Source organism: Gordonia gummivorans, from assembly GCF_022513585.1.
Classification (GTDB): Bacteria; Actinomycetota; Actinomycetes; order Mycobacteriales; family Mycobacteriaceae; genus Gordonia.
On the sequence record NZ_JAKWBF010000005.1, the window covers coordinates 115,769 to 129,247 of the forward strand.

The 13,479-nt window shown below is 66.6% G+C and carries 12 protein-coding genes; all 12 read right to left on the reverse strand.

Annotated features, from left to right (window positions below; genetic code table 11):
- Positions 1-36 precede the first annotated feature (36 nt).
- The 12 genes from MKW15_RS05820 to MKW15_RS05875 all read right to left on the reverse strand — a co-directional run bounded on the left by MKW15_RS05820 (position 37) and on the right by MKW15_RS05875 (position 13,339).
- On the reverse strand, positions 37-1,323 hold the full coding sequence (locus MKW15_RS05820) for an acyl-CoA dehydrogenase family protein (protein ID WP_240856633.1): 1,287 nt from the start codon (positions 1,321-1,323) through the stop codon (positions 37-39).
- A 57-nt stretch (positions 1,324-1,380) separates the two neighbouring features.
- Positions 1,381-2,433 carry a phosphotransferase family protein gene (locus MKW15_RS05825; protein ID WP_240856634.1) on the reverse strand — a complete coding sequence of 351 codons (1,053 nt, stop codon included), beginning with the start codon at positions 2,431-2,433 and terminating at the stop codon, positions 1,381-1,383.
- Between the two features lie 82 nt (positions 2,434-2,515).
- Positions 2,516-4,336 (reverse strand): helix-turn-helix domain-containing protein, encoded by a 1,821-nt coding sequence (locus tag MKW15_RS05830; RefSeq protein WP_240856635.1) that lies wholly within the window; start codon positions 4,334-4,336, stop codon positions 2,516-2,518.
- Positions 4,337-4,387: 51 nt separating this feature from the next.
- Positions 4,388-5,632: a bifunctional 3,4-dihydroxy-2-butanone-4-phosphate synthase/GTP cyclohydrolase II gene (locus MKW15_RS05835; RefSeq protein ID WP_240856636.1), complete on the reverse strand. Its 1,245-nt coding sequence runs from the start codon at positions 5,630-5,632 to the stop codon at positions 4,388-4,390.
- The gene (locus tag MKW15_RS05840; protein WP_276614663.1) at positions 5,629-6,081 is read right to left on the reverse strand and encodes a flavin reductase family protein; all 453 of its coding nucleotides are present in this window, start codon (positions 6,079-6,081) and stop codon (positions 5,629-5,631) included. The genes MKW15_RS05835 and MKW15_RS05840 overlap by 4 nt, the downstream gene beginning before the upstream one ends.
- Positions 6,082-6,223: 142 nt before the next feature.
- Complete coding sequence (locus MKW15_RS05845) at positions 6,224-7,315, reverse strand: LLM class flavin-dependent oxidoreductase (RefSeq protein WP_240856638.1); 1,092 nt, start codon at positions 7,313-7,315, stop codon at positions 6,224-6,226.
- A gap of 50 nt (positions 7,316-7,365) precedes the next feature.
- Positions 7,366-7,791, reverse strand: a complete 426-nt coding sequence (locus MKW15_RS05850) for a nuclear transport factor 2 family protein (protein WP_240856639.1) — start codon at positions 7,789-7,791, stop codon at positions 7,366-7,368.
- Between the two features lie 120 nt (positions 7,792-7,911).
- Positions 7,912-8,658 carry an SDR family oxidoreductase gene (locus tag MKW15_RS05855; protein WP_240856640.1) on the reverse strand — a complete coding sequence of 249 codons (747 nt, stop codon included), beginning with the start codon at positions 8,656-8,658 and terminating at the stop codon, positions 7,912-7,914.
- Positions 8,655-9,455: an alpha/beta fold hydrolase gene (locus MKW15_RS05860; RefSeq protein ID WP_240856641.1), complete on the reverse strand. Its 801-nt coding sequence runs from the start codon at positions 9,453-9,455 to the stop codon at positions 8,655-8,657. The genes MKW15_RS05855 and MKW15_RS05860 overlap by 4 nt, the downstream gene beginning before the upstream one ends.
- On the reverse strand, positions 9,436-10,638 hold the full coding sequence (locus MKW15_RS05865) for an LLM class flavin-dependent oxidoreductase (protein WP_240856642.1): 1,203 nt from the start codon (positions 10,636-10,638) through the stop codon (positions 9,436-9,438). The genes MKW15_RS05860 and MKW15_RS05865 overlap by 20 nt, the downstream gene beginning before the upstream one ends.
- A 38-nt stretch (positions 10,639-10,676) precedes the next feature.
- Entirely contained in the window at positions 10,677-12,302 is a 1,626-nt protein-coding gene (locus tag MKW15_RS05870; RefSeq protein ID WP_240856643.1) for a long-chain-fatty-acid--CoA ligase, read from the reverse strand.
- A complete protein-coding gene (locus tag MKW15_RS05875; RefSeq protein WP_240856644.1) occupies positions 12,299-13,339 on the reverse strand; it encodes an LLM class flavin-dependent oxidoreductase in 1,041 nt (346 codons plus the stop codon). The genes MKW15_RS05870 and MKW15_RS05875 overlap by 4 nt, the downstream gene beginning before the upstream one ends.
- Positions 13,340-13,479 lie beyond the last annotated feature (140 nt).

The following is a 13,479-nucleotide window of genomic DNA, read 5'->3' on the forward strand; positions in this document are numbered from 1 at the left end:
TCTCGATACCTTTCGTTGACTATGGGTGGTGGACGATCAGGGTTGTTCGGCGAGCAGGTCGGCAAAGCGCTCGATGGCGGCAGCGCGTCGGGTCGGGACGTGTTCGGACGGAACCTGCTGTGGGGGAGGGGAATACGCCTTCAAGTACTGGCGTGCCACGCTGTCACGATGCACCTCGTCGGGTCCGTCGTAGAGACGTGCGGCGCGAGCGGCCCGATACATGAACTCCAATGGCAGGTCGGCGCTGTAGCCGAGGGAACCGTGGACCTGGACCGCGCGATCGATGACGTCGTGCAGGATGCGGGCGCCGAAGAACTTGATGAGGGCGATGTCCTTGCGTGCGTTGGACGTACCCTCTTCGTCGATGCGCCACGCGGCGTGCAGGGTCATCAGGCGCAGGGCCTGAATCTCGGCGGCCGAATCAGCGATCCAGTTGCGGACCGTCTGCTTGTCGGCGAGCACCGAGCCATGCGCCGATCGGTAGGTTGCGCGCTCGCACATCATGTCGAAGGCACGGCAGGCTTGGCCGATCCAGCGCATGCAGTGGTGAATCCGGCCCGGCCCCAACCGGATCTGCGCCACCACGAAGCCCTCACCGCGGCCACCGAGCATCGCTTCCTGCCCGACCTTCACGTCGCGCAGGCGCACCTCACAGTGGGAGCCGTACGTGTTGTCGCGGGGACGCGGATTCTCGATCGAACCGATGTCGCGGACCACCTCGAGGCCCGGGGCGTCGATCGGGATGATGAACTGCGATGCGCGGCGGTGCCGGTCGGCGTCCGGATCGGTCACCGCCACCACGATCATGAAGTCGGCGGTGCTGGCGTTGCTGATGAACCACTTGTGGCCGTTGAGCGTCCACTGCTCACCGTCCCAGGTGGCGGTGGTGGTGAGATTGGTGGGATCGGCGCCCGCGTTGCCCGGCTCGGTCAGGGCGAAGGCCGAGTACATCTCGCCGGCCAGTAGCGGGTCGAGCCAGCGGCGACGCTGCTCGTCGGTGCCCACCGCGGCCAGGATCTCGGCGTTGCCGGAATCAGGTGCCTGACAGCCGAATACGAGCGGACCGTACGGACTCGCACCCAGGATCTCCTGCATGAGACCCAGCTTCACCTGTCCATAGCCCTGGCCGCCGAGCTCGGGGTCGAGGTGGGCCGCCCAGAGTTCTTGTGCGCGCACCTCCTCCTGCAGTGGGGCAATGGCGCGCAGCAGCGTCGGCCAGTCGAGATCGAGGACCTCGAGTGGGAAGATCTCGGCGCGGACGAAATCCCGCATCCAGTCGAGCTTCTTCTGAAATTCGGGTTCGGTGGAAAAGTCCCAGGCCATTCTGGTGTGCTCCGTTCAGTGAGAAAGAGGTTGGGGGGACGGGTTGGGTTCGATGGATCAGCCGACGATGCGGTGTGCTCGGTCGAAGAGTCCATTGGCGTAGCGGCGCAGCCGTTCTCCGACGTCACGACCGGCTGCACCGGCACACGATCGGGCGTAGGTGCCCTCGAGGATGATGCCGATCTTGAAGCACGCCAGGACGGTGTACCAGTCGATCGCGCTGAGGTCGCGGTCGGACTGCGCGGCATACCGCTCGAGCATCGAGGCTCGGCTGGGCAGGTCGCCGGTGGCGCCGAGGGCGCTCTCGTAGAGATCGGACTCGCCGTCGTACTCCGGCCAGATCGCCGACAGCATGCCGACATCGAGCAACGGATCGCCGATGGTGGCCATCTCCCAGTCGACGATCGCGGCCACCTCGGGGCGTTCCATCGCGTACATGACGTTGGCGATGTGGTAGTCGCCGTGCAGGATTCCGGGCCGGCTGGCACCGGGCCGGTTGTCGTCGAGCCACGACGCCAGCTTCCCGACGTCGCCGAACTCCGGTCCTGGGTACCCGGGAGTGTCTGCATAGCGGTCGAATTCGCCGAGCCAGCGCGGGACCTGGCGCTCGAGGAAGCCGTCCGGCCGGCCGAAATCGTCAAGGCCGACATCAGTGTGGTCGACGGCGGCGAGTGCGGCGAGGGCATCGACGAGCGCGAAGCCCATCACGCGACGCCCCGCGGGTGCCGCGGCATACGCGGCCGGCAGGTGCGTCGCCGCGTTGAACCCGTCCACCGGCTCCATCAGATAGAACACCGCGCCGAGGATCTCCTCGTCGGTGCTGCCGGCGATGAATCGAGCGTGCGGCACCGCGGTGTCGGCCAGGGCGGCCAACAGGCGCATCTCGCGAGAAATGGCCGAGTTCGACCCGGGCCTCAGATGCAGCGGGCCGCGCCGCAACACGAACTCGGTGTCACCGCGGGAGAACCGGACCATGATGTTCTGCGTGCCCCCGCCGATGGGGGCCGGATCAGTGATCGCGCCGTCCGGTAAGCCCTCACGCTCCATCCAGTCGCTCAGCGCGGCGAGATCGACGCCGGCGATCGCTTCGCTGGTGGGGGTCGTGGGCATGTCTCCACGCTATGAGCGCACGCCATTGAGTGGAACCGTCGAGTTGAGGTGGCGTTGTGGAGAACTACAAACCGAACCGACGTCACTCACCCGAGAGTTCGAGCACCTGAAAGGCCATCTTCGCCGACAACAGGCTGTCGAGACTGGTCGGATCCTGTCGACAGATCTCTCGGATCCGGCCGAGCCGATAGCGAATCGTGTTCTCGTGCACGTCCAATGCCTGGGCAGTGGCCTGCACCTTGCCGTCGGCTGCGACAAACGCGCGCCACGTCGCCAGCAGGGTGCCGTCGTCATGATCGCGCACGGCCGCGACGTAGGAGTGCGCGAAGTGCAGCGCTTCCTTGACGTGTCCACTGCTGACGACGACGCGGAAGAGTCCCAGGTCGTCGAGGCTGACCACGCGGGTGCCCCAGTCGAATGAGCGTGCGATGGAACCGATGTCGCGCAGTTCGCGATGGGCGTGGGGGAAGTCGGTGGGCACCCGGCAGACACCGGAGATGACGGTTGTGCCGAGCGACAATTGGCCGGCGAGACGATCGGCGATCGTCGAAACGTCGGTGCGGATCGCGTCCACGTCGGGATTGTCGTGGGAGAGGCGCACCATCACGATCACCGCGCCCGGCAGCCGCACTGCGGGTGGCGCGGGGATCGACATCACCGCCGAGAAGGTGCGGGTGACCAGCGACTGAATCGCCGACGCCGACATCTGACCCTGCGCGTCGTCGACCGTGAAGCGCACCAGCACATGCGGATTGGTGAGGTCGATGCCGAACTGCGGACCGCGTCGAACCAGATGTTCCTTGTCTCGGCCGCTGCGCAGGAGGTCGGAGAGGTAGTCGTCGCGGGCCTGACCCTCGGTCTCGATCTGCCGGCGTTCGGAGAGCATCTGCAGCGCGAGCACGGTCGCGCCGCGTTCGGCGATGTTGGCGTCGATCGATTCCAGGCTGCGACCGACCTCGACGATCCCGAGGAAGCCACTCGGTTTGCCCTCGATGACCATGCGGCACATGAGATGCCGACGACCCAAACCCACGGCGAGCTGGGCGGGGACCACGGCCGACGGGGTGTTCACACTCAGCTCGGCGAGCGTCGCCCGTACCGACGCGGTGTTGCGGACCTTGGCGCTGATGATCGGTGGCGCATCCATTCTCAGCGCTTCCGGTGCCGCCCAGGCGAGTACGTCGAAGTCGTTGTTGTAGAGCACCACGGGTTTTGCCGACAGTTCGCTGAGCAGGCCGACGACGCGCCCGATGTTGGCGCCCTCGAGGACCGCGTTGGTCAGCCGTTTGTGGACGTCGGCGAGATAGGCGAGAGTCGAGTTGTTGCGGGCGATCTCGGCAGCCTGGCGCCGAAGCCGGGTGTTGAGCATGGCCTGGCTGATGAACAGCGCCGACAGTCGCGCGAACAACGTCGCGAGCTCGATGTCGTCTGCGGTGAACTCGTGATCGCGGCCGCGGCTGTCGACGAAGATCACGCCGATGACCTCGTCGTCGAACACGAGCGGAACACCGAGCATGGCGCGGACATCCCAGTGCGCCATGGTCCGGTGATGGGGCCGCGGATCGTTGAGGGCGTCGCGGATCACCACCGGCTGGCGGGTGGTGATGACCTCCTGGCTGAAGCGGTCGCCGTCGAACCCGGATTCCTGGCGTTTGACCGCCTGGGTGATGTCACCGGCCTCCTGGCAATAGCCGGCGGCGCCGCGATACCGACCGTTGCCGTGGCGCAGGTAGACCGAGCACCGCGTCACCCCGAGCAGGGCGCACAGCCGTCGGCCCACCAGGGTCAGCAGGTCCTCGAGTTTCGCGTCGGTGATCGCCTCGGTGGTGACCTGGGCGAACGCCGCGATGACCTCGCGCTCCCGGCTGACCAGGGTCGACGGGGGATCAGCGGAGACGGTCATCCTCACCTCGAACGTGAAACGGTGTGCTGCTGATCACACTAGCAGCGGTTTTCAGGCACCGGTGACGGCCTGCGCCTCGAGTACGTGCCCCATGCGTTCCTGTTTGGTCCGCAGGTAGCGCACGTTGTGCGGTGTCGTGACGGTGGGTAGCCCGACGCGTCCCACGATCTCGAGGTCGAAACCGTCGAGCCCGCCGTACTTCGCGGGGTTGTTGGTGATCAGACGCAATCGACGGGCTCCGAGATCGGCGAGAATGGCGGCCCCGACGCCGTAGCTGCGGGAGTCCACCGGCAGTCCCAGCGCGGTGTTGGCGTCGACGGTGTCGAGCCCCTGCTCCTGCAGCGCGTAGGCACGGATCTTGTGTGCGAGCCCGATCCCGCGACCCTCGTGTCCGCGCAGGTAGACCACCGCGCCGCAGCCTTCTTCGGCGATCGCGGCGAGGGCCTGCTCGAGCTGTGACCCGCAGTCGCAGCGCAGGGATCCGAGGATGTCACCGGTGAGGCATTCGCTGTGGACCCGCACCAGGGCTCCGCGGTCGGTGTGGCTGGCTGCGGCGAGGTCGCCCATCACCAACGCGAGGTGCTCGGTGCCGTCGAGTTCGCTGCGGTAGGCGACGGCCCGGAAGTCGCCGAATACCGTCGGCATGGTGGCCGAGGCGACCTGATGCACCAGCGATGTCGATGTACTGCGGTGATGGACCAGGTCGGCGATCCGCAGGACCGGGAGGTCGTGCGCCGCGGCGAAGGCGAGCAGGTCGTCGCCGCACCGCATGGTGCCGTCGTCGGCGACGATCTCACCGATCACGCCGACGTCTCCGACACCGGCCATCGTGACCAGGTCGACGGCCGCCTCGGTGTGGCCGGCGCGGGTGAGGACGCCGCCCTCGCGAGCACGGAGCGGGAAGACGTGACCGGGGCGCCGCAGGTCGGCCGGGCGGGTGGTGGGGTCGGCGAGCGCACGCACGGTGGCCGCCCGATCGGCCGCCGACACTCCGGTACCGGTGTCGACGTGGTCGACGGTGATGGTGAATGCGGTGCCGTGCGCGTCGGTGTTGTGGGTGACCATCTGCGGCAGGTCGAGTGCACGCGCTCGTTCGTCGGTCATGGGTGCGCAGATGATCCCGGTGGTGTGACGCACCATGAACGCCATCGCCTCGTCGGTGACCAACGACGCCGCACCGATCAGGTCGCCCTCGTTCTCGCGGTCGGCGTCGTCGATGACGACGGCGAGACCACCCGCGGCGATGGCTGCGACGGCGTGCGACACGGCCTCGGCGGGCCCGATGGCGGCGGTCATGACGCGATCTCCAGCGCGCGATGTGTACCGAAGATCCGCGCGTGATAGGTCAGCGGGTCGGCGGACGTGTGCCCGGTGGCGACGACATTGCCGAGGGCGATGACGTGATCGCCACCATCGACCAGGGATTCGGATGTGCAGGCGAGCCAGCCCGACGACCCGGTGAGCCGCGGTAGGCCCGCGTCTGCGGTCCAGTCGACGCCGTCGAACTTGTCGGCGCCCTTGCGGGCGAACTGCAGTGCGACGTCGGCCTGCTGGTGGGCCAGGACATTGACGCCGAACGTGCCTGTCTCGCGGATGATTGCGAGCAGATCGGAGCCGCGGTCCAGGGATACGAGCACCATCGGCGGAGTCATCGACAGTGAGGTGAACGCACTCACCGTGGTGCCGTGCGGTCGTTCGCCGTCGAATGCGGTGACGACGGCGACGGGGGTGCAGACCCGCGACATCACCTCACGGAACTCGGGTACGACGCCATCGGCGATTGGATCGCTCACTGTGAACTCCTGGAAGATCTGTGGGTTGGGGGGCCGTGGCGCCGGCGCGGATGGGCGGCACCGGCGCCACGGTTGCCTGGTGGGCGGTCGGGCGTTACACGCCGACCGGTGTTTTGGCGGTCATCTTGTGCACTTCGGGAACCACCTTCTCGCCGAACAACTTCAGGCTCTTCTCGGCCTCGGCGAGTGGGAGTCCGCCGAAGGAGAACGCCGCGTTGGGCAGGAAGTCGCCGATCAACTCGTGCCGGTGGGCGTACTTCTCGACGATCTGCTCGGGCGTGCCGTAGACGTTGGCCTCCACATACGCGTCGGCCGCAGCTTCCATGCCCGCCTCACGGATCATGTCGGCGCCTGCCTGATAGGTCTCGTAGCCCGGTGTCTCGCGCCAGTGCTTGCCGGCGAAGTCGTAGTGCTTGATCACCGACAGGAAGTACCGGTTGATGTGCTCGTAGGCGAGGCGTCGGGCTTCTTCCTCGTCCTCGTGGCAGATCACGAAGTCCTGGATGACCGGCGGGCCGGGTTCGGTGCCCTGGGCATCGCGGAACAGTTGCTTCCAGCCGTTGATCTGCTCGGCATGCTTCTCGAACGGGAACTGCATGAAGGTCATCATCTGCACGCCCATGTCGGCCACGATCGGCACCGAATCCGGCGACATGGCGGCGGCGAAAAGCCTTCCGTCCCAACTGGTCGTCGGGTTGGGACGCGGGCGGACCTCGACCTCGACCTGCGGGAAGTTCGGTCCCTCACTGGAGACGAGACCGGTGCGGATGCCGCGCATCACGACGTCGGCGCCCTCGTTGAAGCGCGAGCGTGCGTCCTCCATGGGGATGCCGAAGGTCTCGTACTCCATCTTGGCCAGTCCGCGGCCCATGCCGAGAAGCACACGGCCACCCGACATCTGGTCGAGCATGACGGCCTTCTCGACCACCCGCAGCGGATCGTTCCACGGCAGGATGACCGCGCCGAGGCCCAGCTTCACCCGTGAGGTGCGGCCGGCGAGATACGACAGGATCGCGAAGTTGTCGGGGCACATCGAGTAGTCGTCGAAGTGGTGCTCGGCCGACCAGACCGAATCGAATCCGACCTTCTCGGCGAGCACGCCGAGTTCGAGGTCGTGGCGGAAGACCTCTTCGTCGCTGATGTTCTCGTGATAGTTCTGGAAGACCAGAAGAATGCCGACGTCCATGTGGGGCTCCTTTGAGGGTTGAGAGGTGAATGTGATTGGGGGAGTTGTGGTCAGGGTGCGAGGAAGACGGCGCGGGTGTGCTCGGTGTCGAGGAACTCCTTGACCGTCTCGATCTTGCCGTCGCGTACCACGAAGACGAAGTGGTAGAGGTTGTTGTAGACGCGACCGTTGGTCATCTCCGAATACGACTCGGTCTCGACCGCGACGCGCTCGCCTTCGGCGGTGAACGCCAACGGGGTGAGCCGGATGGCACCGGTGGTGGTGGCGGTGGACAAGCTCGACAGCATCTCGCCGAACGCCTGCTTGTCCTTGGTGCCGGAGATCCCGTCGATGGTGCCGCCCACCCACCAGGTCGCGGTGGGGGACAGGTAGGAGAGAATTCCCTCCACATCGCCTGTCGAGAACACCTCCATGAAATCGGCGACGAGCTCCTTGTTCTGCTGCTCGAGACTGACGTTCGCGGTACTGGTTGCCACCGGTTACTCCTTCTGTGGTGTCAGCGAGTGCTGAATTCGTTTGCAGTACAGACGCTATGGAAAAGTGTGGTCTGCGTCACCGGCCGAGTTGGGAGCTGTTGTGGGTTGCCACAACAGGCCTCAGCGCGCACCACCGCTGAAGGAGTTCAGCAGACCGCCGTCGACCGGCACGGTGGCGCCGTACATGTAGGTGGCACCTGCGACATCGACGATGACCTGCGCGATCTCCTCGGGTTTTCCGGTTCGGCCGGCCGGGATGGACGACACGATGCGGGCGCGTGCCCGTTCGGACAGACCCGACGTCATGTCGGTATCCACAAAACCCGGCACGACGAGATTGACCCGGATGTTGCGCGGGGCCAGTTCCGCGGCGAGAACCTGCGTCATGCCGGACAATCCGGCCTTCGCGGATCCGTAGGCCACGTCGCCGGGGAAGCCGCGCAGGCCTACGACTGCACCGACATTGACGATGGCGGAGCCGGATTCGAGAAGCGGGACGGCCGCTCGGGACATCTCGAAAGCGCCGGTGAGATTGGTGGCCAGCACCAGATCCCAGGATTCGCGGGTGAGGTCGTCGATCCGGCCGCCGCGGTGGACGCCGGCGACATTGATCAGCGCGTGCGCGGAACCGTATTCCTCGGCAACGGTTTTCATCGCGCGCCCGACCGAGTCGGAGTCGGTGACGTCGGTCTTGATCTCCATCACCCGCTGCGGATGGGTGAAGGGCGAGGTGGCCACCCCTCTCGCGAGCGAGATGACGTGATCACCCTGTGCGGTCACCCGTTCCACCACCGCGCGGCCGATTCCGCGGGACCCGCCGGTGACGATCCAGACCAGGGGCCGGGTGTTTGCCGGTTGCGTGCTCATGCTTTCAGGAACTCCTGCAGCTCGGTGAGATAGCGGTCGCGGTCCTGCAGGAACGGCGCATGTCCGCAGCCCTCAAAGGTGACGAGCCGTGCGTTCACGGCCAACTCGACGGCGGCCTGCGCGCCGGAGTACGGGACAAAGGCGTCGTCGGTGCCGTGCAGCGACAGGATAGGGGCGGTGATCGCGGCGAGCTCCTTGCGGAGGTCGATGCGCGCGAGGTCGCGCAGGGAGTTGTCGCCGAGGGGTCCCATCTCCATGAACATGCCCCAGATCCAGTTCAGGACATCGTCACTCGGTGGTTCGGAGAACACGGCCTGTGCCACACCGCGGAAGGTGTCGGCCCGATTGGCAGCAGCACTGGCGAGGACCTGCTCGACGTCGTCGACGGTGCCGCCGTGCGGCCAGTCGTCGGTCGCGGTGTAGCGCGGCGACGCGCCGCCGGTGAGGACGAGTCCACCTGCGCGGTCGCCGAGTTTCGCGACGGCAGCAGTCGCCACGGCACCTCCGAACGACCATCCGTTGATCACCGGCGCTTGAAGCGACAGGTGGTCGACCACGGCAACCACGTCGGCGGCGTCGCTGTCGATCGAGACGTCGTCGAAGTCCTTGTCGGACTTACCGCATGCCCGCAGATCGATGAGCACGACCTCGTGGCCGGCGGCGCGCAGTGCCGGCGCGACGGTGTCCCAGCATCGGGTGTTGGCGCCCCAGCCGTGCAACAGGACCACTGCGCGGCCAGTGCCGGTGTGGTGTTCGAAATAGATGCGGCGGTCGTTCTCAACGGCGAGATAGCTCATGGTGTTCTCCTTCTTGATGGGATTCGAGGTCGAGCAGTTCGGCGGTGGACAGATCGTCAAAGATACTGTTGCCGTGCGATTTAGGGGTATGGTCCCGCAGGCTTCGGGGCAGGAGCGCGGGTGCGTCGGCGAAGACGGGCATGACGTGTTCGGCGAGGAGTTCCATCGACTCGACGACGTGCTCGTGGGCCATGCCGCCGAACTTCATCCAGCAGATCAGGTGATCGAGTCCGGTCTCTTCACGCAGGATCTCGATCTCGCGAACGAGTCCGGCCGGGTCACCGAGGTAGCAGACGCCGCCCTCGCGGAGGCCGTCGAGACTCATCGCTCCCTCGCCGGCGCTGGCGGCGAGTTCGGCGTACCGCTCGTAGCCGACGGCGTCGGAGCCCTGGGGGATCGCCGACATGACGGTGTCGAAATACCAGCGCAACGGCTCGCGAGCACGTTCGACGGCGGTCTGCTCGTCGCGTGCCAGGTGGATCTGCCAGTTCATCGGGAAGTCGATGGCGGTGGGTTCACATCCGTGGTCGAGCAGGGCGCGTTTGGTGCGAACCACAAAGCCGTTGAGTTCGGGCAGCGTCATCAGGGTGGGGGTGACGAGGAGGTTGTGTCCGTCGTCGGCGAGCAGATCGAAGGTCTCCGGCGAGATCGACGCGATGTAGATGGGAGGTGCAGGACGCTGGAGGACGCCGGGGCGGCAGTCGGCCTCGACGATCTGAAAGTGCTTGCCGATGAACGTGTACGGTTCCCCGACCGGTTTGGTCCACAGGCCGCTGATGATCTGCAGCGCCTCGGCGAACACCTCCCGGCTGACGTCGCGACGATCCTGCGCGCCCATGGCCCGGAACTCGTGTGGCTGATAGCCGCGTCCGACTCCGAGGTCGAGGCGGCCGCCCGAGAGCACGTCGACCATCGCGTAGTCCTCGGCGATGCGCACCGGCCAGTTGAAGGTCAGGTTGCTGACCGCGATGCCGATGCGCATGCGTTCGGTGCGCTCGGCGATGGCTGCGGCGGCGATCTGCGGCGACGGCATGGACCCGTAGTCGCTGCCATGGTGTTCGGCGAGCCACACCTCGTGAAAGCCCAGTTCCTCCGCGATCTCGACCTGCGCAAGCATCTCGTCGTAGGCCCGGCGGAAATCGCGGTCGGGGGTCTCGAGCACGTAGAACACGCTGAACTTCATGCCCGATCCCTTCCGTTCTCGATGTGATACCTGACACGTTAGGAATCGGCGGCCGCCACCGGTACCGGCTCCGCTGCGCCGTTTGTGGGTTCCCACAAAGGTGGGTCGGCCGACACCCGCTCACGGAGGGTGCGCTTGTCGAGTTTCCCGACGCTCGTGCGGGGCAATGCGTCGACGACGACGATGTGGTCGGGAATCCACCACCGGGGCAGCCGTTCGCGAAGGTCGGCGTACAGAGCCTCGATGTCGGATGGGGCGTCCCCGGCGCCGACGACGAAGGCGACGGGCCGCTCCTGCCAGCGAGGATGCGTCATCGCCACCACGGCGGCCTCGGCGACCGCCGGATGGGCGAGCAACTGTTCCTCCAATGCGACCGAGCTGATCCACTCACCGCCGCTCTTGATCAGGTCCTTCGCCCGGTCGACGATCTCGAGGTAGCCGCGGGAGTCGATGGTGCCGATGTCGCCCGTCCGCAACCAGCCGTCGACGAAGCGATCCGGGTGCGGGTCGCCGAAGTACTCGGTGGCGACCCAGGGCCCGCGGATGAGGACCTCGCCACGGCTGACGCCGTCGTGCGGGGCGTCGGACCCGTCGTCGGCGAGCAGGCGCCACCGCAGTCCGGGCAGTAGGCGCCCCTGTTTACGGATGTAGTCGGCGCGCGCCGCGGAGTCGTCGTCGGCGACCGAGGCGGGCGGTCGAGAGAAGGTGGCCATCGGGGAGATCTCCGTCATTCCCCAGCCCTGGAAGGCCGGCACGCCCAGTCGTTCCTCGATGTCGCGGATCAGCCCGGTGCTCGGTGTCGAGCCGCCGAGTACGAGTGCTCGCAGTGAGGTGAGGTCGATGTGCTCACGAATGGCATGGGCGACGAGGTCGACCGCGACGGTCGGCACCATGCCGGTGTAGGTGACCTGGTGTCTTTCGATGATGGCAGCGATGTCGGCGGGAGCGGGATGCGGACCCGGCAGAACCTGATCGGCGCCGGACATCAACGCCGCGAACGGAACTCCCCAGGCGTTGGCGTGGAACATCGGCACCACGAGCAGCACGCGATCACGCTCGCTGATCGCGTGACCGTCGGCCAGACAAGCGGCAAAGGTGTGGAGGTACAACGATTTGTGGCGATATCCAACGCCTTTCGGCGATCCGGTGGTGCCGGAGGTGTAGCAGAGCGCGGCCAGGTCGTCGTCGCGGCGGGGAACCGGCTGCGTCAGAGGTGGGTTCGTGGCGATCAGGTCCTCGTACTCGCCGTCATCAAGGGAGACCACGGGCATGTCCGGACGGCGCCGTCGCGCCTCCGACAGCAGGTGCTCCAGCGAAGGATCGGCAAAGACGAGCGTGTCGTCGGCGTGGTCGACGATGTAGGCGATCTCGTCGGCCTCGAGGCGGATGTTGATCGTGTGGAGGACCGCGCCGGCGAGCGGGATCGCGAGGTAGAGCTCCAAGTGCCGGTGGTGATTCCAGGCCAGGGTGCCCACCCGGTCGCCCGGGCGGACACCACGTGCGACGAGGGCGGCGGCCAACCGCAGAACCCGGTCGGAGTAGGTGCGGTAGTCGTAGCGCATCGTCTCGACACCGTCGACGTGGTCGATGATGAGCTTGTCGCCGAACATCTCTCGCGCCCGAAAGAGAAAGTCGGTGATCACCAGTGGCGCGGCGTCGGTCATGCGAGCACCTCGGCCGGCTCGGGATCGGCGAGCCGGGCGCGAACGCGTGGGATGACCTCGGTGGCAAGGAGTTCGACGCGCGCACTACCGGATTCCACCGACTCACCGGGCAACTGCGCCCAGAAATGGACGTCGACGATCTCCGGTGTGGCACGCAGCAATTCGCTGATCTCGGAGACCGCGGTGTCGGCATCCCACAACGTGTACGACCCGGCCTCGACGAGTTGTGCGGGATCGGTGAACTGGGGGATGGGACCGAACGCACCCATCTCGATGTATTGGTTGATCTGGTAGAGCGCATGCTTGCCGATGCGGGCCCACTCCCGCTCCGGATCGTCGGCGATGATCGCCCACTGGCCCGCGTAGATCCGGGCCTCGGAACGAGGCTTGCCGAGCTTGTCGACCGCCGCGAGATACGACGCGTGGTGTGCGTTCTGGGTGCTCAGGAACCCGTCGCCGATGCGTGCCGCGCGCTCGATGGCGGGATCGGCCATCGCACCCACCAGCAGCGCCGGGACGGATTCCGGCGTCGGCGTCACCGGCAGAGCAGGTTTGCTCAGGCGGCGGCCCGCAAACGGCTCATCCGATCCCGACCAGCAGTTCCGGATGATGCCGACGCCCTCTTCGAGGAGGCTCGGTCGATTGCGCAGGCTGCGACCGAAGGCGGCGAACTCCGGCTCCCAATAGCCCTGCCCGACGCCGAGGTCGAACCGTCCGCCGGTCAGTAGCGACAGCGTGGCGGCGTCCTCGGCCAACCGGATCGGGTTGTGCAGGGGCGACACGATCAGATTGGTGCCGATCCGCAGTCGGCTGGTGCGCTCGCCGATCGCCCCGGCGATGACGAACGGCGAGGGCGTGTAGCCGTCGGCCATGAAGTGGTGCTCGGTCAGCCACACCGAATCGATTCCCAGCGATTCGGCCCACACCATCTGGTCGAGCGCCTCTCGATACAGGGTAGAGAAGCTTCTCGGTGGGGTGCCGTTGGTGTCGCCGGCCGGATTGCGGAAGTCGTACCAGAGTCCGAAGTGTGTGCTCATGCCACGACTGTGGCCGCGATCACAGGGGGAAGGAAAGGTCCGGGTGTCCTGCGGCTTGTCGGAAAACCCAAATCCGGGAGAGAATGCCCGTGACCGGAACCACAATCGGGGCGTCTGCGTCCAAGTCTTTGGATGCGTGT